This window comes from Herbiconiux sp. J20-20, from assembly GCF_057365085.1.
The window spans coordinates 512708-536647 of sequence record NZ_CP195122.1 but is presented as its reverse complement, the minus strand read 5'-3'; the positions used below and the strand labels follow the sequence as shown (position 1 = coordinate 536647).

The following is a 23940-nucleotide window of genomic DNA, read 5'->3' as shown; positions in this document are numbered from 1 at the left end:
AGATGGGAACATGAGCACCGCCGAGCCGACGATCTTCGAGCGCATCGTCGCGCGCGAGATCCCCGCTGACATCGTCTTCGAGAACGAGCGGATCATCGCCTTCCGCGACATCGCGCCGAAGGCCCCCGTGCACCTGCTGGTGGTGCCGAAGACCGCCGCATTCGCGAACGTCGTCGAGCTCGCGGCCGGCGACCCCGAGATGCTCGCCGAGATCGTCGCGGCAGCGGGGCAGCTCGCGGCCGAGCACTGCGGCGGCGAGTTCCGCTTGATCTTCAACACCGGCGCCGCGGCCGGTCAGACCGTGTTCCACGTGCACGCCCACGTCCTGGGCGGCACCCTCCCGGAAGGCAGCCTTGGCGCCGAATGACCCGACCCCGCCCGACGCGCCCGTCGAGAGCGCCCTCGGGCATGCCGAGCTCGAGGTCGACGGTCTCGCGATGGTGCGGCTGCTCGGCCCGCAGGACCGGCTGCTGACGCGTCTCGAGCACGAGTTCCCCGGTGTCGAGGTTCATGTGCGCGGCAATCGGGTCGCCCTTGATGGGGAGCCGAGCCAGGTCTCGGCAGCCGAGCGCCTCGTGCGCGAGCTCGTCACGATGGTGCGCGACGGCGTGGATCTCGGCCCGAGCGATGTCTCGACCTCGGCCCGCATCCTGGAGCGCGGTGAGACGACGCCCGCGGAGGTGCTGAGCCAGGCGATCATCTCGGCGCGGGGCAAGAGCATCCGCCCGAAGACGCTGGGCCAGAAGGCGTACGTCGACGCGATGGACCACCACACCGTGACCTTCGGCATCGGTCCCGCCGGAACCGGCAAGACTTACCTCGCGATGGCGAAGGCCGTTCAGGCTCTGCAGCGCAAAGAGGTCGACCGGATCATCCTGAGCCGTCCCGCGATCGAGGCGGGGGAGCGGCTGGGGTTCCTGCCGGGCACCCTGACCGACAAGATCGACCCGTACCTGCGCCCGCTGTACGACGCGCTCAACGAGATGATGGATCCGGAGATCGTCCCCAAGCTCCTGGCCACCGGAACCGTCGAGGTCGCTCCGCTGGCCTACATGCGCGGGCGCACGCTCAACAACTCCTTCGTCGTGCTCGACGAGGCGCAGAACACCACGCCCGAGCAGATGAAGATGTTCCTGACGCGTCTCGGCTTCGGCACTCGGATGGTCGTCACCGGCGACATCACGCAGGTGGATCTGCCGCTCGGCGCGAGCGGCCTCCAGCTGGTCTCCCACATCCTCGACGGCGTCGACGACATCTACTTCGCCCGGCTGACGAGCGACGACGTCGTGCGACACTCCCTGGTCGGGCGCATCGTCGACGCGTACACGCGCTACGACGCCGAGCAGCAGGCGCGCCAGCACGCACGCGAGCTGGGGGGCGACCCGGACGGCGCCAACCGGGCGGCACGCCGCGGTCGCGCCGCCGCCGATTCCACCGCCCGCGGGCATGAGCACAAAGGACGTCGACGCTCGTGAGCATCGAGATCAACAACGAGTCGGGCATCGAGGTCGACGAGGCCGCGATCCAGCGGCTGGCGAGCTTCGCGCTCGATCACGTCCGAGTGCACGCCGATGCCGAGCTGGCGATCCTCTTCGTCGACGAGGCCGCGATGGAGCAGCTGCACGTGCAGTGGATGGACGAGCCGGGCCCGACCGACGTGCTGAGCTTCCCGATGGATGAGCTGCGCCCGGGGACGGACGACGACATCACGCCGCCCGGGCTGCTCGGCGATCTGGTGATCTGCCCGCAGGTCGCGATCGCGCAGGCCGAGGAGGCCGGGCATTCGCCGATCGAGGAGATGACGCTCCTGACGGCGCACGGCATCCTCCACCTGCTCGGCTTCGATCACGCGGAGCCCGACGAAGAGAAGGAGATGTTCGGCGTGCAGCGGGACATTCTCATCGGCTTCTCGCTCGCCGAACGCCGGAGGCCGTAGTGGTCGTCGCATTCGTGGCGATCTCGGTGCTGCTGGTCGCGTTCGGCGGCTTCCTGGCGGCCGCCGATGCCGCGCTGAGCGTCCTCAGCCGCGGCGACCTGGGCGAGCTCGCCGAGCGCTCGCGGGCACGCCGCTCGCTGCAGGCGATCGCCGCCGACATCGGCGCGCACCTCAACGCCACCAACTTCATGCGCATTGTGGCCGAGACCACCGCGGCGGTCTTGGTGACGCTCTCGCTCGCGACGGTGTTCGTGGAGCGCTGGTGGTGGTCGCTGCTGGTGGCGGCGCTGATCATGACCGGAGTGTCGTTCGTGCTCGTCGGGTCGAGCCCGCGCTCGGTCGGACGCGCGCACGCCCGCACCATCGCGCGCGCCGCGGCGATCCCGGTCCGCATCATCCGTGTGATCCTCGGCCCGTTCGCCGACGCGCTCGTCGCGATCGGCAACTGGGTGACGCCGGGCCGGCCGAAGGCGGTCACCTTCTCCAGCGAAGAGCAGCTGCTCAGCATGGTGGACGAGGCGACCGAGGCGGACGTGCTCGAGGAGGGCGACCGCGAGCTGATCCACTCGATCTTCGCCTTCAACGACACCCTCGTGCGTGAGGTCATGGTGCCGCGTACCGACATGGTCACGATCGATGCGGATGCGTCGATCGCCGCCGCGATGAGCCTGTTCCTCTCCTCGGGTGTCTCGCGCATGCCGGTGGTCGGCGGCGACGTCGATGAGGTCGTCGGCATCCTGTACCTGCGCGACCTCGCCCGCTACAGCCACGAGCAGCCCCTCGACGCAGCGAACGTCCGCGCGAAAGAGCTCTCGCGCGAGGCGCTCTTCGTCCCGGAGTCGAAGAAGGCCGACGATGCGCTCCGGCAGATGCAGCTGGAGTCGACCCACCTCGCGATGGTCTTCGACGAGTACGGCGGGATCGCCGGTCTCGTGACGCTCGAGGATCTGATCGAAGAGCTGGTCGGCGAGATCTCCGACGAGTACGACCGTGACACGCCCGACGCGAGCGCGCTCGGCGGCGGCGTCTACCGGATCAGCGCACGCCTGCCCACCGACGAGCTCGGCGAGCTGTTCGGCGTCGAGCTCGACGACGACGATGTCGATTCGGCCGGTGGCCTGCTCACCAAGGCGCTGGGGCGGCTGCCCGAGCGCGGGGCCTCCGCTGTCGTGTCCGGGATCTCGCTGCGCGCCGAGCGCGTGGAGGGCCGCCGGAAGCTGCTGCGCACCCTCATCGCCCAGCGCGACGCCACGCTCGACCCGCCTGTGCCCCCCGCCCCCGAGAAGAGCGAGCGAAGCCGATGACCGAGAACTTCCGTGCCGGATTCGTCTCGTTCGTCGGGCGGCCCAACGTCGGCAAGTCGACCCTGACCAACGCGCTCGTGGGCGAGAAGGTCGCGATCACGTCGTCGAAGCCGCAGACCACCCGGCACGCGATCCGCGGCATCGTGCACACCCGCGACGGCCAGGTGATCATCGTCGACACGCCCGGCATCCACCGGCCGCGCACCCTGCTCGGCGAGCGCCTCAACAGCGTTGTCACCGCCACCCTCGGCGATGTCGACGTGATCGGCTTCTGCATTCCCGCGGGCGACCGGATCGGGCCCGGGGATCGGTTCATCAACGAGCAGTTGGATGCCTTTCCGCGCGCGAAGAAGGTCGCGATCGTGACGAAGACCGACTCGGCGAGCAAGAGCCAGGTCGCCGAGCAGCTCGTCGCGGTGAGCGAGCTTCGCGAGTGGGAGGCGATCGTGCCGGTCTCCGCGCACAGTCGCGTGCAGCTCGACATCCTGCACTCCCAGCTGTTGGGACTGCTGCCGACCTCGCCGCCGCTGTACGACGCCGACACCACGACCGACGAGACGCTCGAGAAGCGCATCGCGGAGCTCATCCGCGAGGCCGCGCTCGAGGGCGTGAGCGACGAGCTGCCGCACTCGCTCGCGGTCACGATCGACGACATCGTCGACCGCGACGACAAGGACCTGGTCGACATCTACGCCAACGTCTGGGTCGAGCGCGACAGCCAGAAGGGCATCATCATCGGCAAGGGCGGGGCGCGTCTGCAGGAGGTCGGCGCGCGAGCTCGCGCCGCCATCGAGCCGCTCGTCGGCTCGCAGGTGTTTCTCTCCCTGCGGGTGAAGGTCGCCAAGGAGTGGCAGCGCGACCCGAAGCAGCTCGGCCGCCTGGGCTTCTAGCTTCAGCCGGTGGTGAGCGTGACGGCGCCCGCGAAGGCGTCGCCCGTCAGGTGCTCCCCGCGCGGCGCGACGACCGCGCAGTCGACCGGGTAGCTTGCCCCGTCGACCCGGGAGCCGTCGAAGAACGCCCAGCCGTCGGTCGGCCACACATCCGCCCACACCGAGATCTCGTCGCCGAGCGCTCCCTCGGCCAGCACCTGGCCGATCAGCGTCGCGCACACTTCGTCGGCTGCGCTGTACTCGGCCGGCTGCCCGGTGACGGGGTCGACGGCTTCGACCCAGTCGGTGCCGAGCGCCGCACCCGCGTCGAAGCGCAGGATCGACTGGCCGGTGTGCGCGCTCTCGCACGTCACCGGGGTCCGCTGGTCGTCGTCGAGCAGCTCGAAGCACTCGCGCAGTTCGGTCGGGATCGCCCCGGTGAGCAGATCGGCGATCGTGGCGCCGGCCTCGAAGCTCACGGTGCGAAGCTCTGCGGCCTCGTCGAGCCAGCCGACGGCGCAGACGACCGAGTCGTCGTCGAGTCCGAACCGCGCGGCGGTGTCGAGGGAGGCGGTGAGCCAGGTGGGAGATGCCACCTCGAGGGCGAGGTCGTCACCGATGAGCTCGCCCACCATGACGCCCGAGAGGCCGGTGATGGCGCGGAACGCGCGTTCGCACTGCGGCATCGCCCAGTCCGTGAAGGCGACGACGAGCTCGTCGCTCGGGTCGCCGAACACCAGTCGCTCGTAGACGCTCGCGGCGTCGCTGGCGGCGATCGCCTCCTCGGCACCCGGCCATGCGCCGAGGCCCGCGACGATGTCGAAGCGGTGGGGTTCGCTGCACTCCACGACGGTGTCGCGCACCGGCTTATGGTTGAACTCCTCGGCCACGCAGTCGCCCGCGTCCAGCATCACGGCGTCCGGCGTCGTCGCGCATCCCACGAGCAGAAGGGTGAGGGCCGCGGCGAGGGAGGCACCCGGCAGGATGCGGTGGCGTCGGGGCATGCGGGGGATCCTCCTGATGGCGTTCGCTTGCTCGCTGAGCGTACCTCGCCGGTGCGGTCGAGTCGGCGCCTCAGCTGACGCGATCGGTGGCGGCGACGGCGAGCTGCCGGAGCTCGTCCCGCGCGCCGCGCGCGAGGGGCGCCTCGTCGAGGGCGGCGAGGGCGTCGGCCACTTCGCGCGAGATCATGCGCTCGACATGATCGACCGCCCCGGAGTCGCGCACCGCGGTCTGCAGCATCGCGATCTGCTCGGCGGAGAGATCGGGATCGCCGACGAGCTCGTCGAAGATCCGCAGTGTCGAGCTGGGCAGCTGCTTGCGGGTCAGGGCGATCAGCATCGTGCGCTTGCCCTCCCGCAGGTCGTCGCCCGCGGGCTTGCCGGTCTTCGCCTCGTCGCCGAAGACGCCGAGGATGTCGTCGCGGAGCTGGAACGCGACCCCGAGAGGCAGACCGAAGTCGCGGAGTGCGCTCACCTGCGCCAGGGAACCCTCGGCCAGGGCCGCGCCCAGAGCCAGGGGCGCCTCGACGCTGTACTTCGCCGACTTGTAGACGACCACGCGATGGGCGCGCTCGAGGGAGGCGACATCGTCGTGGTCGCGCCAGGAGACCTCGTCGAGCATGTCGAGGTATTGACCGAGCGTCACCTCGCTGCGCATGGTCGCGAACTCGGCACGCGCCGCGGCCGCCGCCGAGGCGGGCAGTGCGGTGAGTCCCCGCTCGAAGAGATCGTCGCTCCAGCCGAGCAGCAGATCGCCGAGCAGCAGCGCCGCCGCGCGTCCGTAGCCCGCTGCGTCGCCCGACCAGCCGGACTCGATGTGGAATGCCTCGAAGCGGCGATGCAGGCTCGGCTGCCCGCGGCGCAGGTCCGAGTTGTCCATGATGTCGTCGTGGGCGAGGGCGGCCGCATGGAACAGCTCGAGGGAGGCGGCTGCCGCGACCACCGCGTCGAGTCGGTCGTGGACGGCGGACTCATCGGCCGGGTCGAGCGAGTCGGTTCGCATGGCGATGGCTGCCCAGCCCCAGTAGCAGAATCGCGCGCGCAGGCGTTTGCCGCCGGCCAGGAACTCCCGCGCCGCCGTCGTGAGCTCGGCGAGTTCGGGCGAGACGCGGCGGAGTGCCGAGTCCTGCTCATCGAGGAAGCCGACGAGACAATCGTGGACGAGATCGACTAATCGCGGACTCTCAGGCACGCGCCTAGCCTAGCCGTGGCGCGGAGGCTTAGAATGGAGTTTCAGCAGGAGATCGACCGATGACCGGTCGTTCACGAGGGAGCAGCAGATGCCACTTTCCGAACAGGAGCAGCGCCTCCTCGACGAGATGGAACGCAGCCTCTATCACAACGAGGCCGACGATGTCACGACCGTCGGAGCGCCTCGAGGTCGCGCGAGCTTCACCGCCATCCTGCTCGGATCGATCGCCGGTGTTCTCGGGCTCGGGCTCCTGCTGACCGGCGTCATCGCCCAGCAGCCGATCATCGGCGTGCTCGGGTTCGCCCTGATGTTCGGCGGAGCGGTCTTCGCGATCACGCCTCCGCTTCGCTTCCGCGTTCTGCCGTCGGGGCGCAGCGCGGCTCCGCGAGCCGAGCGCGCGAGCTTCATGGATTCGCTCAACGATCGCTGGGATCGCCGCACGGACGAGCGGGACCGCTAGCCTCCACTTTCCTCCACGGCGCATCACCCGCGCCGCGCACTCGGGGTCGACCATTCGGTCGGCCCCTTTTTCTGTGCCCTCGCGGTCGATGAACGCCGCTTGAGCGGGACTATCCTCCATTCTCCTCCACGTGTTTGACCAGGAATTTTCCTGCATATCTGAGGCCTGCTTCGCATTTCTCGGTGAATTTCGTAGACGAGTGGAGTGCTGTGGAGTAAAGTGGAGGAAACCCTGCATCTGGCCGGAGAGTGAGGGGGGTGGCCCACATGCTTCTTGGCACATTCGTCCCCAAGCTCGACGACAAGGGCCGTCTCGTTCTCCCGGCCAAGTTCTGGGACGAGTTCGCCGGTGGCCTGGTGATGACCCGCGGCCAGGAGGGCTGCGTGTACGTCTACAGCCAGCGCGAGTTCGAAGCCCTGCACGAGCGGATGAGCGCGCAGGCGCCCGCCCTGGGCAAGAAGGGACGCGACTACCTGCGTCTGTTCCTGAGCGGCGCGGCCCAGGAGATCCCCGACTCGCAGCGCCGGATCACGATTCCCGCGGCGCTGCGCGACTACGCGCACCTCGATCGCGAGCTCACCGTGATCGGCGCCGGCACGCGCGCCGAGATCTGGGACACCGAAGCCTGGAACGAGTACTACAGCGCCACCGAAGCAGAATTCTCCGACGCCGACGGGGAGGTGATTGCGGGCCTCTTCTAGCGCCTGGGCTTCGACCCTCAGCCGCGCTCCCTGACTCACCTTCCCCGGTGTCAGGTCGCAGCGGATGGGGATCAGAACTCAGGGGCTCGCCCCGACGAGATGACGAACAACCCACTTCACATCCCGGTGCTGCTGGAACGCTGCATCGAACTGCTCGCCCCCGCTCTCGAGCGTCCCGGGGCGGTCCTGATCGACGCCACGCTCGGGCTCGGAGGGCACGCCGAAGCGTTCCTTCAGCGCTTCCCCGAACTGCACCTCGTCGGGCTCGACCGCGACACCGCGGCGCTCGCGCTGACGGCCGAGCGGCTGGCGCCGTACTCGCACCGGATCGATCTGGTGCACACGATCTACGACCGGATTCCCGAGGTCCTGGAGGAGCTCGGCATCGAGCAGGTCTCCGGGGTGCTCTTCGACCTCGGGGTCTCGTCCATGCAGCTCGACCAGGCGGAGCGCGGCTTCGCCTACTCGCAGGATGCCCCGCTCGATATGCGGATGGACCCGACGGCGGAGCTCACCGCCGCTCGGGTCATCGCCGAGTACGACGAGGCGGAGCTGCGTCGGATCTTCTACGAGTACGGCGAGGAGAAGCTCGCACCGCGCTACGCCAGCCGCATCGTGCAGCGTCGGGCCGAGTCGCCGCTGCGCACCTCCGCCGAGCTGGTCGAGGTGCTCATCGCGGCCACGCCCGCGGCCGTGCAGCGCGCCGGTCACCCCGCCAAGCGCGTCTTCCAGGCGCTGCGCATCGAGGTGAACCAAGAGCTTGTTGCCGTCGAGCGCGCCATCCCGGCCGCTCTCGACGCCCTCGAGGTCGGCGGGCGCATCGTGGTGCTCGCGTACCAGTCTCTGGAGGACCGCATCGTCAAGCGCGTGCTCGCCGCGCGGTCGCGCTCGACGGCTCCGCGGGGCCTCCCCGTCGAGCTTCCCGAGCACCGTCCCGAGTTCCGTCTCCTGGTGCGCGGTGCGGAGCTGGCCAGCGACGACGAGAAGGCGCGCAACTCCCGGGCGGCACCGGTGCGGCTCCGCGCCGCCGAACGACTCCGAGGCGCCGCATGAGCCACGCCACCCTCGGAGCGACCGCGCTGGCCTCGCCGCGCCCGAACGATCGGCCCTCGACCCCGCCACGGCGCCACCTCGAGGTCGCGCCGACCCGCGCACAGCGCCGCCAGCGCCCGAAGCTCGTCCACGCTGTCGTTCTGCTTGCGGGCGTCGTTGCCGTGCTCCTGGCCCAGCTCGGTCTCAGCATGGCGGTCGCCGATGGCGCCTACCAGATCTCGAGCCTGCAGATCGAGCAGCGCGACCTGCTGCGCGAGAGCGAAGCGCTGGCCGAGAACCTGGAGAGCCTGCAGTCACCGCAGTTTCTGGCCAGCAATGCCGAAGCACTCGGCATGGTCGCCAGCGGTACCCTGCCGCACATCGATGTGTCGACCGGCAGCGTGAGCGGTCGCGCGGGCGACACCGGCGGGAGCGTGCTCGGGCGCAGCGGAGGGGAGATCGGCAACGTGACGCTGGCCGGCATTCCGCTCGTCAGCGCATCCCAGACCACCTCGACCGAGACGGCGTCGTCGGGCTCCCCGGCGAACGGCGGCCTCACCGTCGTGGGGTCCAATGGCGAGAACGCGGGCGCGTCGACGGCGCAGACCGGCGCGGGGGAGTCATCCTCGACCTCAGGAACCCTGCCGTCGCCGAAGACCCGGTGACCGCGGAGCCTGGATCGCGCGAGACGGAAGCGGGAGGGCGATCGTGATCAATCCACGCAGCACGCGTCGCCGCTTGGCGCTCAGCGTGCTCCTGGTGTTCGCCGTCGTGGTCGGGCTGGGCGTGCGGCTGGTCGACATCCAAGTGGTGCGGGCCGAGGAGATCTCGGCCGGGGCCTCCGACCACCGGTCACGACAGGTGACCGTCTACGGCACCCGGGGGAGCATCGTCGACAGCAATGGCGTCGTGCTCGCCGACAGCGTGCAGCGCTTCGACATCACCGCGTCGCCGCGCAACGTGGACTTTGTGACGACCTCGATCCTTCGCGACGACGATGGCGATGGGGAGGCCGAGCGCGTCACCGTGCCCACCTCCGAGGCGATCGCCGCGATCGCGGCGATCACGGGCGACGATCCGGCCGAGCTGACCGCCGCTCTCAACGATGCTCTGGCCGATGATCCGCTGGCCGATTTCGCCTACCTGAGCCGCAAGGTCAAGCTCGAGCAGTTCGAGCAGGTCAAGGCGCTCGGGATCTCGTGGGTCTACAACGAGCTCCACCCGGCGCGCAGCTACCCGAACGGCGCCGTGGCGGGCAACCTGGTCGGCTTCCTCGGCACCGATGAGCCGCTCGCCGGCGTCGAGAACTATCTGAACGAGTGCCTTGCCGCCACGAACGGCAGCAGCCTCTACGAGGCCGGAGCTGACGGGGTCGCGCTGCCGGGGACCAGCTACGTCGACTCCGAACCGGTCGACGGCGCCACGGTTCGGCTGACCATCGACTCGGACCTGCAGTGGTTCGCCCAGCAGACCCTCGCCTCCAACGCGGAGGCGCTCGGCGCCGACTGGGCGACGGCGATGGTGGTGCGGGTCTCGGACGGGCACATCATGGCCGCGGCCGACTGGCCGAGCGTCGACCCGAACGACCTCAACTCGCTGCCCCCAGAAGACATGGGTGCGCGCAGCTTCACGAGCCCCTACGAGCCCGGCTCGATCATCAAGCCGTTCACCTTCGCCTCACTGCTGGATGCCGGCAAGGTCTCGGTGACCGAGAACATCCTGGTGCCGGCGAGCTACACCGAGGGGCTTCCCGCCGGCAAGGTCATCACCGACGCCTGGTGGCACGGCGAGGTGCGCTGGACGGCGGCGGGAATCCTCGCCGACTCGTCCAACATCGGCACCTCGATGCTCTCGACGCGGCTCGACGCCGCGGAGCGTCGCGACTACCTGCTCGACTTCGGCTTCAACACGCAGACCGGTGTCGACTTCCTGGGCGAAGAGCCGGGAACGGTGCTGACGCTCGATCGGCTCGACTCGATCACCAACGTCACGCAGCAGTTCGGTCAGGGCATGGCGGCGACCAGTGCGCAGGTGGCCAGCGCCTATCAGGCGCTCGGCAACGGCGGTGTGCACGTGCCGCTGACGCTCGTGGAGGGCTGCGAGTGGCCCGATGGCACGGTCACGAACACCCCGGACGTGGAGCCGACGCGCGTCGTCAGCGAGAGCGCCGCGAACGAGACCGTGAGGGTCATGGAGCAGGTCATCACGCAGGGCTCGCTGTCGACGATCGTGAGCTTCCCGGGGTACCGGGTCGCCGCCAAGACCGGCACGGCTGAGATCGCCGAGAACGGCGTCTATGGTGACGAGCGCATCGTCTCGATCGCCGGGCTCGTTCCCGCCGACGACCCGGAGTACGTCGTGGTCGTGACGATCGCAAAGCCCGATACCATGAGAACTTCCGCGGCCGCGGCCCCGGCTTTCGAGACGATCATGCAGCAGGTCATCAAGGCCTTCCGCATCGCCCCGTCGAGCAAGTCGGCGCCGTACATCCCCCTCACCTGGTGAGTGCGGTCGCGTTCAGTCCCTGTCATCGAGCACCCCGAGGAGCGGCGCGTGAGTTCGCGGATTCCCCCGGTCCTCCGCCCAGAGCACCCCACCCCGCGCGCCGTCGCCCTGCTGGCGCACGAGTTCGGGCTGGGTGTCGACGGCTCCCTCGATGGGCTTGAGATCACCGGCGTGACCCTCAGCACCAACGAGGTGCGTCCCGGAGACCTGTACGTCGGCGTCCGCGGCGCGCGCAGCCACGGTGCCGCCTTCGCCGCGGCCGCGCGGGAGGCCGGCGCCGTGGCGATCCTCACCGATGCGGAGGGGGCGGCGCTCGCCTCGGATGCGGGACTGCCGGTGCTGCTTGTCGAGGATCCGCGCGGGGCGCTCGGCGAGATCTCGGCCTGGATCTACCGCACCCACGAGGACCCGCCGCTGCTGTTCGGCACGACCGGCACGAACGGCAAGACCTCGACGTCGTACCTGCTCGAGGGCATCCTGCGTCAGCTGGGACTCGTCACCGGCCTCAGCTCGACCTCGGAGCGCCACATCGGCGAGCTGTCGATCGTCAGTCGGCTGACGACGCCGGAGTCCAGTGAGATGCACGCACTGCTGGCGCGGATGCGCGAGGCGGCGGTGCGCGCCGTCGCGATCGAGGTGAGCGCCCAGGCGATGTCGCACCGTCGCGTCGACGGTCTCGTCTTCGACGTGGTCGGGTTCACGAACCTCAGCCACGATCACCTCGACGACTACCCGGACTTCGAGGCGTACTTCGCCGCCAAGCTGGCGCTCTTCACTCCTGAGCACGCGCGCCGCGGCGTCGTGTGCCTCGACACCGAGTGGGGGGCCCGCGTCGTCGACGGCTCGCACATCCCGGTGACCACGATCGCGACGATCGGCCACGCCGCGAACGCGGAGGACGCCGCCTGGACGGTCGAGATCCTCGAGAAGGCGGCGACGTTCACCGAGTTCCGGCTGACCGGCCCGGATGGGCGCTCGCTCGTGACCCGGGAGCCGCTGATCGGCTGGCACATGGCCGCCAACGCCGCGCTGGCGATCGTCATGCTCGTCGAGGCCGGCTTCGAGCTCTCCGCGATCGAGGCGGCGCTGGACGCCGACGGCGGCGTGCGCGCCACGCTGCCCGGCCGGACCGAGCTCGTCTCGGGGGAGCGCGGCCCGCGGGTCTACGTCGACTTCGGCCACAGCCCTGCCGCCTTCGAGAACACCCTGGCGGCGGTGCGCGAGTTCACCCCGGGCCGCACGATCATGGTGTTCGGCGCCGACGGCGACCGTGATGCGACCAAGCGCCACGAGATGGGGCGGGTGGCGGCCGAGAATTCCGACATCCTGGTCATCACCGACCACCACCCGCGATTCGAAGACCCCGTTTCGATCCGCAAGACCCTTCTGGAGGGCGCGGCGCTCGCGGAGCACCAGCCCGAGATCCACGAGGTCAGCCCGCCGGAGGCGGCGATCCGCACGGCGGTGGGGCTCGCGCGCGAGGGCGACTCGATCCTCTGGGCGGGTCCGGGGCACCAGGACTATCGCGACATCCGCGGCGTGCGCACCGAGTACTCCGCCCGAGACGAAGCGCGCGAAGCTCTGCGCGAGGCGGGATGGGCATGATCTCACTCACGGTGGCCGAGATCGCGACCGCGATCGGGGCCGAGGCTCCGGCCGACGCAGCCGAGCAGGTCGTCGGCGGTTCGGTCGAGACGGATTCGCGGCTGGTCGGGCCGGGCTCGGTCTTCTTCGCCCTCCCCGGCGAGGTGACCGACGGGCACCTCTTCGCGGAGGGAGCCGTCGCGAACGGAGCGGCGCTCGTCGTCGCCGAGCGGCCGCTCGACCTCGACGTGCCGGTGCTCGTCGTCGACGACGGGGTGACCGCCCTCGCCGCGCTGGCGCGCGACGTCGTCGCCCGCGTGCGCGCGCTCGGTCGGCTCCGGGTCGTTGCCGTCACCGGCTCCAACGGCAAGACGACCACCAAGAACCTGATGCGCGCCATCTTCGCGGCGGAAGGCCCGACGGTGGCCCCCGAGGGCTCGTTCAACAACCATGTCGGCGCCCCGATCTCGATGCTGCGCGTCGATGAGAGCACCGAGTACCTCGTCGTCGAGATGGGGGCGAGCGGTGTCGGCGAGATCGCGCGTCTCATCTCGATCGTGACCCCGGACGTCGGAATCGTGCTCAAGGTGGGGCTGGCGCACGCGGGCGAGTTCGGCGGCATCGAGCAGACCGAGCGCGCCAAGTCGGAGATGGTGCGCGACCTGCCGCCGAGCGCCGTGGCGGCCTTGAACGCCGATGATCCGCGTGTCGACCGCATGTCCGAGCTCACGCAGGCCCGGGTTGTCCGCTTCGGTCACGGGCCCGAGGCCGACCTCCGCGCGGTCGACATCGCCTCGAGCATCGCGGGTACCAGCTTCACCCTCGAAGTGGACGGCGCGCGTCACCCCGTGCGGGTGCGCATCCTCGGCGAGCACCACGTCTCGAACGTACTGGCGGCGCTGGCTGCCGCGCGCGAGTTCGGGGTTCCGATCGAGCGCGCGATCGCGGCGCTCGGCGAGGTCGCGCGCGCGGAGCGGTGGCGGATGGAGCTGCTGGAGCCCGGTACCGGCATCACCGTGATCAACGACGCCTACAACGCGAGCCCCGACTCGATGGCGGCGGCACTGCGCACGCTGGCCCAGATCGTCACCCCCGAGCAGCGCTCCGTCGCGGTGCTCGGCGAGATGGCCGAGCTCGGAGAATTCGCTCTCGAGGAGCACGATCGGATCGGGCGCCTCATCGTCCGGCTCAACATCCACAAGCTCGTCGTCGTCGGCCAGGCGGCTCGGCACATCCATCTCGCCGCGGGCCTCGAAGGTTCGTGGGATGGGGAGTCGGTCCTCGTCGACGACATCGATGCGGCATACGATCTGTTGCGTGAAGAACTTCGAGACGGCGACGTCGTGCTGGTGAAGTCATCCAAGTCGGCGGGCCTTCGCTTCCTGGGTGACCGCCTGGGCGGGGTGACCGGCTCGTGATCGCGCTGCTCATCGCGGGCGGGTTCTCGCTCGTCTTCACCCTGCTGCTGACGCCGCTGTTCGGGCGGCTCTTCAAGAAGCTCAGCTGGGGCCAGTTCATCCGCGACGACGGGCCGGAGTCGCACCACTCCAAGCGCGGCACGCCGACCATGGGCGGCATCGTCTTCATCGTCGGCAGCATCCTCGGCTACCTCGCCGGACACGCCGTCTCGGGTGTGCCGTGGACGATGGTCGGGGTGCTCGTGCTGGGGATGATGGTCGGTGTCGGCTTCATCGGCTTCATCGACGACTTCCTGAAGACGCGCAAGCAGCAGAGCCTCGGGCTCGGCGGGTGGTCGAAGATCGCGGGCATCGTCGTCGTGACCACCGTCTTCGCGTTCTTGGCGATCCACCCCGAGTTCCTCGACGAGAACCGCCTGACGCCGGCCTCCACGTTCATCTCGGGCTGGCGCGACATCGACTGGCTCAACCTGTTCACGTTCGGGCCGGTGATCGGGATGGTGCTGTTCATCCTCTGGGTGAACCTCATCACCGTGAGCGCCTCCAACGGCGTCAACATCGCGGACGGCCTGGACGGCCTCGCCAGCGGGGCCTCGATCTTCGCCTTCTCGGCGTACATCTTCATCGGCTTCTGGCAGGCCAATCAGTCGTGCTTCAACGACCAGATCGACCCCGTGGTGCTCTACAAGTGCTACGAGGTGCGCGATCCGCTCGATTTGGCCGTGGTGGCGGCGGCGATCGCCGGAAGCCTGGTGGGCTTCCTGTGGTGGAACACCTCGCCCGCGCAGATCTTCATGGGTGACACGGGGTCGCTCGGTCTCGGTGGCGCGCTCGCCGCTCTCGCGATCCTCACGCGGACCGAGCTGCTGCTGATCCTCATCGGCGGGCTGTTCTTCGTCGTCACCGGCAGCGTCGTCGTGCAGCGTGTCTACTTCAAGATCACCAAGTGGACGCTCGGGCAGGGGCGTCGTGTGTTCCTGATGAGCCCCTTGCACCATCACTTCGAGCTCAAGGGCTGGGCCGAGATCACGGTCGTCGTGCGGTTCTGGATCATCGCCGCCCTGTTCGTCGCCGCGGGCGTCGGAGCCTTCTACCTCGAATGGGTCAGCCGCTGAGCGCCGGAGGCGCCGCGCACCGGCTCGCGACGCTCGCGAGCTGGGACGCCGACTGGTCGGGCCTGCGGGTCGTCGTCGTCGGCCTCGATGACGCCGGGTTCTCGATCATCGACACCCTGGTCGAGCTCGGCGCGTCCGTCGACGTGGTTCCGGTGGCGGCGACGCCGCAGCTGCACGAGCTGGCGACGGTGATCGGGGCACGCATTCAGCTCGGCGTCGCGGAGGAGACCGGGCTCGACTCGGTGCACGAGCCCGAGCTGGTCGTGGTCAGCCCGCGAGTGCGCCGGGATCATCCGGCGCTTCGCGCGGCGGGCGATCGGGGCCTCCCGATCTGGAGCGACGCCGACCTCGCGTGGCGCCTCCGTGACAAGACCGGAGAGCCGGCGCGCTGGCTGACCATGGCCGGAGGCTCGCCGACCACGCAGGTCGCCTACTTGGTGGCGTCGATGCTGCGGGAGGCCGGTCTGCGCGCGGCTCCGGCCGGGGGAGCGGGCGTTCCGATCCTCGATGCGATCCGCGACCCCTCCGGCTTCGATGTGCTGGCGGTCGAGCTGTCGAGCCGTCAGCTGCACTGGTCGGATGTGCGCACCGCGCACGCGATCGCACCCGAAGCGAGTCTGTCGCTCGACGTCGTCGCCGATCCCAGCGGCTGGCACGGCGACGAGGTCGCCCATCGAACCGCCCTGGCGAAGGTCTACGAGAACACGCGCGTGGCCTGCGTCTACAACCTCGGCGACGTCGCCACCCGTGACGCGGTCGAAGAGGCTGATGTGCAGGAGGGCGCCCGAGCGATCGGATTCGGGCTGGGCATCCCGGGCCCGAGCGACGTCGGGGTCGTGGAGGGGATTCTCGTCGACCGTGCGTTCCTCGACGAGCGTCGCTCGCACGCGCTCGAGCTCGCCACCACCGACGACCTCGCGGCGGCCGGCCTGTCGACCCGCGAGGAGTTCCGCGACGTGCTCGCGGCGGCCGCCCTGGCGCGCGCCGCCGGGGTCGAGCCGCGCGCGGTGCGCGAGGGGATCCTGCGTCGCGTGCGCTGAGGGTCGACCGCGGTTCCGGCGACACGCGCTCTCGGCGCGGAGAGTCGAGGCGACGCGGCCGCAGACTGAGACCGCACAACGTGTCGTGCGTTCGAGAGGAGCGGCGGTGACTTCCACCCGAGCTGGTCGGCCGTCGGCGCCGGGCACCCCGCCCGAGCAGCCGGTGCGCAGGGCCGTCGTCGCGGTCCGCTGGCTCTTCGCGGCCGAGACGCGCGAGTACTTCGTGCTGCTCGGAACGACCATCTTCCTGGTCGTCTTCGGCCTGGTGATGGTGCTGTCGTCTTCCTCCATCCAATCGCTCGTCGATGACGGCGACGTGTTCTCGCGCGCCGCCCGGCAGGCGGTCTTCGCGGTCCTCGGCATTCCGCTCATGCTGTTCGCCGCGCGCGCGCCGATCACGTTCTGGAAGAAGTGGGCCTGGCATGCGCTCGGTCTGGGCCTCCTCCTGCAGCTGCTGGTGTTCACCGGGCTCGGCGCCAGCTACGGCGGCAACACCAACTGGCTGAACATCGGCGGGTTCAGCCTGCAGCCCTCCGAACTGGTCAAGCTCGCGCTCGTCGTATGGCTGGCGTACATCCTGACTCGGAAGAGCGCGCTGCTGAACGAGTGGCGGCACGTCGCCCTGCCGATCCTTCCCGTCGCCTTCGGCTCGATCTTCCTCGTCCTGCTGGGCAATGACCTCGGAACGGCGGTGATCCTGCTCGCGCTGACCCTCGGGGCGTTGTTCTACGCGGGAGTGCGGCTGAGGATTGTGGGCGCCCTGGCGGTCGGCACGGCGCTGCTCGGCGTGATCTTCGCCCAGGGCAGTGCGTCGCGCCAGCAGCGAATCGAGGCGTGGCTGACCGGCTGCACGCGCCCCGAGGACTACGAGCTGCACTGCTGGCAGACCATCCACGGCTGGGAGGCGCTGGCCAACGGCGGCGTCTTCGGCCGCGGCCTGGGCAACTCGCAGTACAAGTGGCTGTGGATCCCGCACGCCGAGAGCGACTTCATCTTCGCGATCGTGGGGGAGGAGCTCGGCCTGGTCGGCGCCATCCTGGTACTGGTGCTGTTCGCCGTGCTCGCGGTCACGTTCGTCCGCATCGTGCGCATGAACCGCGACCCCTTCGCCAAGATCGCCACCAGCGCGGTGATGGTCTGGATCGTCACCCAGGCCTTCGTCAACATCGCCGTGGTGCTCGGCGCGCTCCCCGTGCTCGGCGTGCCGCTGCCCTTCATGTCGGCGGGCGGATCCGCGCTGATCTCGTCGCTGCTGGCGATCGGCGTCGTGCTCTCGTTCGCACGTCGGCGCCCGGATGCCGCAGAATCGTCTCGCGCACCCCGGCGCTCGACCCCAGGAGTTTCTCGCTCGTGACCACGTACCTTTTCGCGGGCGGCGGCACCGCCGGCCACGTCAACCCCCTGCTGGCGACCGCCGACCGGCTGCGCGACCTGGAGCCGGAGGCGGAGATCCTCGTGCTCGGAACCGCCGAGGGGCTGGAGGCGCGTCTCGTGCCCGAGCGCGGATACGAGCTCCTGACGATTCCCCGCGTGCCCTTCCCTCGTCGCCCGAACCGTGCGGCGCTCGGGTTCCCGGCCGCGCTGCGTGCCACGATCGCGCGCACCGAGGAGCTGATCCGGGAGCGCGGCGTCGAGGTGGTCGTCGGTTTCGGCGGATACGCGGCCGCTCCGGCGTACCTCGCGGCGCGCCGCGTGGGCGTGCCGATCGCGCTGCACGAGGCGAACGCTCGGCCGGGCATGGCGAACCGCCTCGGCGCGGCGCTCACGCACTTCGTCGGGGTGACCTTCGAGGGCACCCGGCTGCGGCATGGCCGGGTGGTGGGGCTGCCGTTGCGGCGCGAGGTCGAGAAGCTGGATCGAGCGGCGGCACGGCGCGAGGCGCTCGAGCTCTGGGGACTCGACCCCACGAAGCCGGTGCTGCTCGTGACAGGCGGCTCGACGGGCGCCCGTCGCATCAACGAGACCGTGTCGGTGAGCGCGTCGGAGATTCTCGGCTGCGGATGGCAGATCCTGCACATCACCGGGTCGCGCAGTCCGGTCGACGATCCGCATCTGGACGGGTACCACCTGCTCGAGTACTGCGACCGGATGGAGCTCGCGCTGGCGGTGGCCGAGCTTGCGGTCTCGCGCTCGGGTGCGGCGACGGTGAGCGAGCTGGCCGTGGTGGGCGTTCCTGCGGTGTTCATCCCGTATCCGGTGGGCAACGGCGAGCAGGCCTGGAACGCACGCGAGGCGGTGACGGCGTCGGGGGCGGTCGTGACCGCGGACGCGAACTTCACCCCCGCCTGGATCCGCCGTGAGCTGGTCCCGCTCCTCCTGGACCGCGCCCGGGTGGCGCGCCTGGCCGCGGGAATGGCCTCGACGGGGGTGCGCGACGGCGCCGACCGGATGGTCGCGCTGGTTCGGGAAGCGCTCTCGACCGCGTCGGCTAACGTGTCATCGTGATCAAGCCTGACCTGTCCCTGGAGCTGCCCGCGACGCTCGGAAGGCTGCACTTCGTCGGGATCGGCGGCTCCGGGATGAGCGGAATCGCTCGCGTGTTCCTGGAGTCCGGCTACGAGGTCTCGGGGTCGGATCGCAGCGACTCGGCGACCGTCGAGGGACTGCGCGAGCTCGGCGCCCAGATCTTCATCGGGCACGACGCCGCACATCTCGGCTCGGCCGACACGGTCGTCGTCACGGGCGCCCTCTGGGAGGACAACCCCGAGTATCAGGAGGCCCTGCGCCGCGGGCTCCCCGTGCTGCACCGCGCCAACGCGCTCGACTGGCTCATCCGCCACCACGGCGACGCCGCGCGCCGCAGGCTCGTCTCGGTCGCCGGCGCGCATGGCAAGACCACCTCGACCGGCATGGTGGTCACGGCGCTGGCCGCGTTGGGCGCCGATCCGAGCTTCGTCAACGGCGGCGTCATTGCGGGGCTCGGGCGCAGCTCCCGGGCGGGTTCGGGCGAGTTCTTCGTGGTCGAGGCCGACGAGTCCGATGGCTCCTTCGAGCTCTACGACACCGCGGTCGCGCTCATCACCAACGTCGACGATGACCACCTCGACCACTACGGCACGAAGGCCGCCTTCGAGGATGCCTTCGTGCGCTTCGCCGACGCCGCGAGCGAACTGGTGGTGATCTCCAGCGACGACGCCGGCGCCGTCGCGGTGCATCGCCGCCTCGCGCATCCGCGCGTCCTGACGTTCGGCGCAGCGGAGAGCGCCGACGTGCGGGTCCTCGACATCGTCGCGGACGGGCCGGTCAGCTTCACGGTGCGCTACCTCGGCGCCGAGCACCGGATCGCGCTGCGCGTGCCGGGCCCGCACAACGCGCTCAACGCGGCGGGCGCGTTCGCCGTGCTGGTGGGGCTCGGCTTCGACCCGGCCGAGACGGCGCGCGCCCTCGAGTCCTTCGACGGCACCGGGCGCCGGTTCGAGCTGCATGCGTCCGTGCGCGGCGTTCGGGTCTTCGACGACTACGCGCATCACCCGACCGAGGTCGCGGCCGCCCTGGCGACGGCGCGCTCCGTGGTCGGGTCGGGTCGCGTGATCGCGGTGCACCAGCCGCACCTGTACAGCCGAACGCAGGCGATGGCAGGTGAATTCGCCGAGACCTACGAGCGCCTCGCCGATCACACGATCGTGCTCGACGTGTACGGTGCGCGCGAGGATCCGATCGACGGCGTGACGGGCGCGCTTGTCGCCGACCGCTTCCGTGACGCCTCGCGGGTGGATTTCGTTCCCGACTGGCAGGCCGCGGCCGACCGCGTCGCCGAGATCGCCCGCGACGGAGACCTCGTGATGACGCTCAGCTGCGGCGACGTCTACCGGATCATTCCGCAGGTGCTCGCCTCGCTCGGGGCCTCGGATCCGGGCCCGTCGACGGGGAGCGCTTCGGCGTGAAGCGGCCCGAGGGCTTCGACCGCGCGCCGCAGCAGCCGGCGCGACGGGGCGCGGGAACCCCTGCCGACCGTCCGCGCCGCACGCAGTCGACGCCCGCCGCCGCCCCGACCCCGCCGACGGGGACGGCGCGACCCGAGCGCGCGAGTGCCGACTCCGCCTCGCGCGCCACGGCGTCCACCCCCGCCCGACCGAAGCCCGGTGCGTCGCGGCGCCGCACGGCCCGCGCCGAGATCCGGGCCGCCGCGCGCGCCCGGCGGCGCGAGGAGCGGGCCGAGGTTCGCCGATTCACCGCCGCGACCCGTCGCCGCCGCACCGTCGTGCTGGGGGCGCTCGGGGTGGTGGCGGCCGCGGTGGGCCTGGTCGCCTTCGCGGTGTTCTCTCCGCTGCTCGCGCTGCGCGAGATCGTCGTGGCCGGAACGCAGCGACTCGATCCCGACGTGATCGCGACGGCTCTCGAGTCCGAGCTCGGGACTCCGCTCGCCCTGCTCGACGAGTCGCGCATCGCCGACGACCTCTCGGAGTTCACCCTGATCCGCAGCTTCGTCATCGAGCTGATTCCCCCGAACACGATGCGGGTGGAGATCGATGAGCGCGAGCCGATCGGCGTCGTGGTGAGCGACACGGTGTTCCAGCTCGTCGATCCGGCGGGCATCGTGATCGAGGAGACGCAGGAGCGCCCCGATGGCGTGCCGATCCTGGATCTGCCGCGGGGCGATGACGGGACGGTCCGCACGGCGGTGTCGGAGGTGCTGCTGGCGCTGCCCGAGGACGTGCTCGCGCGGGTGGATCGCATCACGGCGACGACGCGCGACGATGTGAGCTTCACCCTGCGCGATTCGAAGCAGAGCGTCGTCTGGGGCTCGGCGGAGTCCTCGGATCGAAAGGCCGTCATCCTGGCTGCTCTGCTCACGCAGTGGGGCGACTCGGGGGCGGGGGAGTACGACGTCTCGGCGACCGGCAGCGCGGTGTTCCGCGAGGGATGATCGCGCGGCCCGGAAGTTGTCTGGGGATTCGCCACGACACGCGCCGTCTTCACGGTCGCGCCGTTCCCGGGCACGTACCTTGTGAACGAATCAGAGTACTGAGAAAGACTCCAAACCTCAAGTAGAGGTTGAGACTTTCATCCGCACGGAGGCCGAACGTGACATCCAACCAGAACTACCTCGCGGTGATCAAGGTCGTCGGCATCGGCGGTGGCGGCGTCAACGCCGTCAACCGGATGATCGAACTGGGCCTCCGTGGCGTCGAGTTCATCGCCATCAACACCGACGCCCAGGCACTGCTCATGAGCGACGCCGACGTCAAGCTCGACGTCGGGCGTGAGCTCACGCGCGGTCTCGGCGCTGGCGCCGATCCCGAGGTGGGCCGCCGTGCCGCCGAGGACCACGCGGAGGAGATCGAAGAGGCGCTCGCAGGCGCCGACATGGTCTTCGTCACCGCGGGTGAGGGCGGCGGCACCGGAACGGGCGGCGCCCCCGTCGTCGCGCGGATCGCCAAGTCGATCGGCGCGCTCACGATCGGTGTCGTCACCAAGCCGTTCGCCTTCGAGGGCAAGCGCCGCTCCGCGCAGGCCGACACCGGGGTGATCGCCCTCAAGAACGAGGTCGACACCCTCATCGTCGTGCCGAACGACCGCCTGCTCGAGATCAGTGACCGCGGCATCAGCATGCTCGAGGCCTTTGCCACCGCTGACCAGGTTCTGCTCGCCGGCGTTCAGGGCATCACCGACCTGATCACGACGCCCGGCCTCATCAACCTCGACTTCGCTGACGTCAAGAGCGTCATGCAGGGCGCCGGCTCCGCCCTCATGGGGATCGGCGCCAGTCGTGGCGCGGACCGTGCGATCAAGGCGGCCGAGCTGGCGGTCGCGAGCCCGCTGCTGGAAGCCTCCATCGATGGTGCGCACGGAGTGCTGCTCTCGATCCAGGGCGGCTCGAACCTCGGCATCTTCGAGATCAACGACGCCGCGCGCCTGGTCCAGGAGGCGGTGCACCCGGAGGCGAACATCATCTTCGGCGCCGTCATCGACGACACGCTCGGCGACGAGGTCCGCGTGACCGTCATCGCCGCCGGATTCGACGGGGGCGAGCCCAGCGTGCGACCGTCGAGCGAGCGGCGCTCGAACTTCGTCGAGGCGCCGGTTCCGGTTGCCGTCGCGGCTGAGACGTCGACGGGCGAGTCGACCGGCTGGTCGGCCGAGCCCGAGACGCCGACCGGTGCCGTCCCCGTCGACCACGACTTCGACGACGACGACAGCGAGCTCGACATTCCCGACTTCTTGAAGTGACGCACGAGTCGAGCCTCGCCGAGCGGCTGGCCCGCGTCGACGCGGCGATCGCCGACGCCGCGCGCGACGCTGGCCGGTCGGCGGACGAGCTCACCCGGATCGTGGTGACGAAGTTCCACCCCGCGGCGCTCGTGCGCGAACTCGTCGAGCTCGGCGTGCGCGACGTCGGCGAGAACCGCCACCAGGAGGCCGTTGCCAAAGCCGCCGAGTGCGCCGAACTCGATCTGCGCTGGCACTTCGTCGGCCAGCTGCAGAGCAACAAGGCGCGTGCGGTCCGGCGCTATGCGAGCGCCGTGCACTCGGTCGACCGGGCGTCGCTCGTGCGCGCTCTCGCCGCCGACGACGCGCCAAAGCTCGACTGCTTCCTCGAGCTGAACCTGACCGACGATCCCGGCCGCGGGGGAGTCGACCCCGACGGGCTCGCCGAACTCGCCGAGCTCGCCCTGGAGACGCCCGGCATCCGGCTTCGCGGCGTGATGGCGGTTGCGCCCCTCGGCGAGGAGCCGCGCGCCGCGTTCGCTCGCGTCCGCACCCTCTCCGAACGGCTGCGCACGATCGCGCCGGAGGCCACGGCGATCTCCGCGGGGATGTCGGGCGACTTCGCCGCTGCCATCCGCGAAGGCGCGACACACCTTCGCATCGGGACCGCAATCACCGGAAAACGACCGGACCGCGGTTAATCTCAACTCGAAGGTTCGATCCGGAGGACGACATGGCAAACCCGCTGCGCAAGACGATGGTCTACCTCGGCCTGGCCGATGAAGAGTATGACGACGTGCTTCCCGCTGCGCCCGTCGCGCCGGTCTCCGCGCCCGCGCCCGCATCCGCGACGCGCGCCCCCGTGACTCCGCTGCGTCGTCCGGCGGTGCGGCAGGCCGCTCCCGCCGGAATGAACGAGATCCTGACGGTGCACCCGCGCCAGTACCGCGACGCCCAGACGATCGCGGAGAGCTTCCGGGAGGGAGTTCCGGTGATCATCAACCTCTCGCAGATGAGCGAGCCGGACGCCCGCCGTCTGATCGACTTCGCCAGCGGTCTTTCGCAGGGCCTTTACGGCAAGATCGAGCGCGTCACCAGCAAGGTGTTCCTGCTCTCGCCCGAGCACGTCGCGGTCAGCGGCGACGCGGCCGAGATCGAGCCCGAGGTCGACGCCGGATTCTTCGGACAGTAGTCCGCGCATCCCCGCGCCCTCCTCGCCGCTGGCGCGCGGGCGCTCGCGTCCCTGAGAGAATGGTCACGTGATCTTCTCCATCGTGGCTCTGGTTCTTCGTGTCGCGCTCACCATCTTCTTCGTCCTGATGTGGGTTCGCTTCGGCTTCGACTGGGCACGCGTGCTCGCGCCGCGGTGGCGTCCCACCGGGGCGATGCTTGTGCTCGCCGAAGCCAGCTACACCGTCACCGATCCGCCGATCCGTGCCGTGCGCAAGGTGGTGCCGCCACTGCGGCTCGGCGGCGCGGTGCTCGACCTGGCGTGGAGCATCGTGCTGCTGCTCAGCTTCGTCGGGTTCTCTCTCGTCGCGGCGATCGCAACCCTGGGGTAAATCCCAGAGCGGGGCTGTACGCTGGGCTGAACGATCGGGGGCAGCGCGACAGCGCGGCGGAGATCGTCAGA

24 protein-coding genes are annotated in these 23940 nt (G+C 70.2%); 22 read left to right on the top strand and 2 right to left on the bottom strand.

All coding sequences use genetic code 11. The features are described from left to right. Positions 1-10 precede the first annotated feature (10 nt). From ACR3ZA_RS02530 to era, 5 genes are all read left to right on the top strand, one after another. Entirely contained in the window at positions 11-367 is a 357-nt protein-coding gene (locus tag ACR3ZA_RS02530) for an HIT domain-containing protein (RefSeq protein WP_473659833.1), read from the top strand. 70 nt (positions 368-437) lie between these two features. Further along, the gene (locus ACR3ZA_RS02525) at positions 438-1475 is read left to right on the top strand and encodes a PhoH family protein (RefSeq protein WP_473662266.1); all 1038 of its coding nucleotides are present in this window, start codon (positions 438-440) and stop codon (positions 1473-1475) included. Continuing rightward, on the top strand, positions 1472-1936 hold the full coding sequence (gene ybeY / locus ACR3ZA_RS02520) for an rRNA maturation RNase YbeY (RefSeq protein WP_473659831.1): 465 nt from the start codon (positions 1472-1474) through the stop codon (positions 1934-1936). Before ACR3ZA_RS02525 ends, ybeY begins: the two co-directional genes overlap by 4 nt. Next, on the top strand, positions 1936-3240 hold the full coding sequence (locus ACR3ZA_RS02515; protein ID WP_473659829.1) for a CNNM domain-containing protein: 1305 nt from the start codon (positions 1936-1938) through the stop codon (positions 3238-3240). The genes ybeY and ACR3ZA_RS02515 overlap by 1 nt, the downstream gene beginning before the upstream one ends. Further along, a complete protein-coding gene (gene era / locus ACR3ZA_RS02510; protein ID WP_473659827.1) occupies positions 3237-4130 on the top strand; it encodes a GTPase Era in 894 nt (297 codons plus the stop codon). Before ACR3ZA_RS02515 ends, era begins: the two co-directional genes overlap by 4 nt. A gap of 2 nt (positions 4131-4132) precedes the next feature. Here era and ACR3ZA_RS02505 read toward each other — a convergent pair whose 3' ends face one another. Both ACR3ZA_RS02505 and ACR3ZA_RS02500 read right to left on the bottom strand, forming a co-directional pair. Further along, complete coding sequence (locus tag ACR3ZA_RS02505) at positions 4133-5113, bottom strand: hypothetical protein (protein WP_473659825.1); 981 nt, start codon at positions 5111-5113, stop codon at positions 4133-4135. Positions 5114-5183: 70 nt separating this feature from the next. Further along, on the bottom strand, positions 5184-6302 hold the full coding sequence (locus ACR3ZA_RS02500) for a polyprenyl synthetase family protein (protein WP_473659823.1): 1119 nt from the start codon (positions 6300-6302) through the stop codon (positions 5184-5186). 88 nt (positions 6303-6390) lie between these two features. Here ACR3ZA_RS02500 and ACR3ZA_RS02495 point away from each other — a divergent pair, with 88 nt between their 5' ends. From ACR3ZA_RS02495 to ACR3ZA_RS02415, 17 genes are all read left to right on the top strand, one after another. Further along, on the top strand, positions 6391-6762 hold the full coding sequence (locus tag ACR3ZA_RS02495; RefSeq protein ID WP_473659821.1) for a DUF3040 domain-containing protein: 372 nt from the start codon (positions 6391-6393) through the stop codon (positions 6760-6762). A 266-nt stretch (positions 6763-7028) separates the two neighbouring features. Further along, on the top strand, positions 7029-7463 hold the full coding sequence (gene mraZ / locus ACR3ZA_RS02490; RefSeq protein WP_473659819.1) for a division/cell wall cluster transcriptional repressor MraZ: 435 nt from the start codon (positions 7029-7031) through the stop codon (positions 7461-7463). 99 nt (positions 7464-7562) lie between these two features. Then, positions 7563-8516: a 16S rRNA (cytosine(1402)-N(4))-methyltransferase RsmH gene (gene rsmH / locus ACR3ZA_RS02485; RefSeq protein ID WP_473659817.1), complete on the top strand. Its 954-nt coding sequence runs from the start codon at positions 7563-7565 to the stop codon at positions 8514-8516. Further along, positions 8513-9160 carry a cell division protein FtsL gene (gene ftsL, locus ACR3ZA_RS02480; protein WP_473659815.1) on the top strand — a complete coding sequence of 216 codons (648 nt, stop codon included), beginning with the start codon at positions 8513-8515 and terminating at the stop codon, positions 9158-9160. The genes rsmH and ftsL overlap by 4 nt, the downstream gene beginning before the upstream one ends. A 43-nt stretch (positions 9161-9203) precedes the next feature. Further along, on the top strand, positions 9204-11000 hold the full coding sequence (locus ACR3ZA_RS02475) for a penicillin-binding transpeptidase domain-containing protein (RefSeq protein WP_473659813.1): 1797 nt from the start codon (positions 9204-9206) through the stop codon (positions 10998-11000). A 48-nt stretch (positions 11001-11048) separates the two neighbouring features. Further along, positions 11049-12605: a UDP-N-acetylmuramyl-tripeptide synthetase gene (locus tag ACR3ZA_RS02470; RefSeq protein ID WP_473659811.1), complete on the top strand. Its 1557-nt coding sequence runs from the start codon at positions 11049-11051 to the stop codon at positions 12603-12605. Then, positions 12602-14002: a UDP-N-acetylmuramoyl-tripeptide--D-alanyl-D-alanine ligase gene (locus ACR3ZA_RS02465; protein ID WP_473659809.1), complete on the top strand. Its 1401-nt coding sequence runs from the start codon at positions 12602-12604 to the stop codon at positions 14000-14002. Before ACR3ZA_RS02470 ends, ACR3ZA_RS02465 begins: the two co-directional genes overlap by 4 nt. Beyond that, positions 13999-15117: a phospho-N-acetylmuramoyl-pentapeptide-transferase gene (gene mraY / locus ACR3ZA_RS02460; RefSeq protein ID WP_473659807.1), complete on the top strand. Its 1119-nt coding sequence runs from the start codon at positions 13999-14001 to the stop codon at positions 15115-15117. The genes ACR3ZA_RS02465 and mraY overlap by 4 nt, the downstream gene beginning before the upstream one ends. Further along, on the top strand, positions 15102-16157 hold the full coding sequence (locus ACR3ZA_RS02455) for a Mur ligase family protein (protein ID WP_473659806.1): 1056 nt from the start codon (positions 15102-15104) through the stop codon (positions 16155-16157). Before mraY ends, ACR3ZA_RS02455 begins: the two co-directional genes overlap by 16 nt. Positions 16158-16263: 106 nt before the next feature. Then, entirely contained in the window at positions 16264-17511 is a 1248-nt protein-coding gene (gene ftsW, locus ACR3ZA_RS02450) for a putative lipid II flippase FtsW (RefSeq protein WP_473659804.1), read from the top strand. Then, positions 17508-18602: a glycosyltransferase gene (locus ACR3ZA_RS02445; RefSeq protein WP_473659802.1), complete on the top strand. Its 1095-nt coding sequence runs from the start codon at positions 17508-17510 to the stop codon at positions 18600-18602. Before ftsW ends, ACR3ZA_RS02445 begins: the two co-directional genes overlap by 4 nt. Continuing rightward, a complete protein-coding gene (murC, locus tag ACR3ZA_RS02440; protein ID WP_473659800.1) occupies positions 18599-20041 on the top strand; it encodes a UDP-N-acetylmuramate--L-alanine ligase in 1443 nt (480 codons plus the stop codon). Before ACR3ZA_RS02445 ends, murC begins: the two co-directional genes overlap by 4 nt. After that, on the top strand, positions 20038-21024 hold the full coding sequence (locus tag ACR3ZA_RS02435; protein WP_473659798.1) for an FtsQ-type POTRA domain-containing protein: 987 nt from the start codon (positions 20038-20040) through the stop codon (positions 21022-21024). Before murC ends, ACR3ZA_RS02435 begins: the two co-directional genes overlap by 4 nt. A 158-nt stretch (positions 21025-21182) precedes the next feature. After that, positions 21183-22328, top strand: a complete 1146-nt coding sequence (ftsZ, locus tag ACR3ZA_RS02430; protein WP_473659796.1) for a cell division protein FtsZ — start codon at positions 21183-21185, stop codon at positions 22326-22328. After that, positions 22325-23008, top strand: a complete 684-nt coding sequence (locus ACR3ZA_RS02425) for a YggS family pyridoxal phosphate-dependent enzyme (protein ID WP_473659794.1) — start codon at positions 22325-22327, stop codon at positions 23006-23008. The genes ftsZ and ACR3ZA_RS02425 overlap by 4 nt, the downstream gene beginning before the upstream one ends. 32 nt (positions 23009-23040) lie before the next feature. Next, positions 23041-23499 (top strand): cell division protein SepF, encoded by a 459-nt coding sequence (locus tag ACR3ZA_RS02420; protein WP_473659792.1) that lies wholly within the window; start codon positions 23041-23043, stop codon positions 23497-23499. A 67-nt stretch (positions 23500-23566) separates the two neighbouring features. Then, positions 23567-23869: a YggT family protein gene (locus ACR3ZA_RS02415; protein WP_473659790.1), complete on the top strand. Its 303-nt coding sequence runs from the start codon at positions 23567-23569 to the stop codon at positions 23867-23869. The last annotated feature ends 71 nt before the right edge of the window (positions 23870-23940 follow it).

What these genes read in the sequence shown, in the direction of transcription:
- ACR3ZA_RS02530 (WP_473659833.1), top strand. Translation starts at nt 11, where the DNA reads ATGAGCACCGCCGAGCCGACGATCTTCGAGCGCATCGTCGCGCGCGAG.
- ACR3ZA_RS02525 (WP_473662266.1), top strand. Translation starts at nt 438, where the DNA reads ATGGTGCGGCTGCTCGGCCCGCAGGACCGGCTGCTGACGCGTCTCGAG.
- era (WP_473659827.1), top strand. Translation starts at nt 3,237, where the DNA reads ATGACCGAGAACTTCCGTGCCGGATTCGTCTCGTTCGTCGGGCGGCCC.
- ACR3ZA_RS02505 (WP_473659825.1), bottom strand. Translation starts at nt 5,113, where the DNA reads ATGCCCCGACGCCACCGCATCCTGCCGGGTGCCTCCCTCGCCGCGGCC.
- ACR3ZA_RS02495 (WP_473659821.1), top strand. Translation starts at nt 6,391, where the DNA reads ATGCCACTTTCCGAACAGGAGCAGCGCCTCCTCGACGAGATGGAACGC.
- mraZ (WP_473659819.1), top strand. Translation starts at nt 7,029, where the DNA reads ATGCTTCTTGGCACATTCGTCCCCAAGCTCGACGACAAGGGCCGTCTC.
- rsmH (WP_473659817.1), top strand. Translation starts at nt 7,563, where the DNA reads ATGACGAACAACCCACTTCACATCCCGGTGCTGCTGGAACGCTGCATC.
- ftsL (WP_473659815.1), top strand. Translation starts at nt 8,513, where the DNA reads ATGAGCCACGCCACCCTCGGAGCGACCGCGCTGGCCTCGCCGCGCCCG.
- ACR3ZA_RS02465 (WP_473659809.1), top strand. Translation starts at nt 12,602, where the DNA reads ATGATCTCACTCACGGTGGCCGAGATCGCGACCGCGATCGGGGCCGAG.
- ACR3ZA_RS02455 (WP_473659806.1), top strand. Translation starts at nt 15,102, where the DNA reads ATGGGTCAGCCGCTGAGCGCCGGAGGCGCCGCGCACCGGCTCGCGACG.
- ACR3ZA_RS02420 (WP_473659792.1), top strand. Translation starts at nt 23,041, where the DNA reads ATGGCAAACCCGCTGCGCAAGACGATGGTCTACCTCGGCCTGGCCGAT.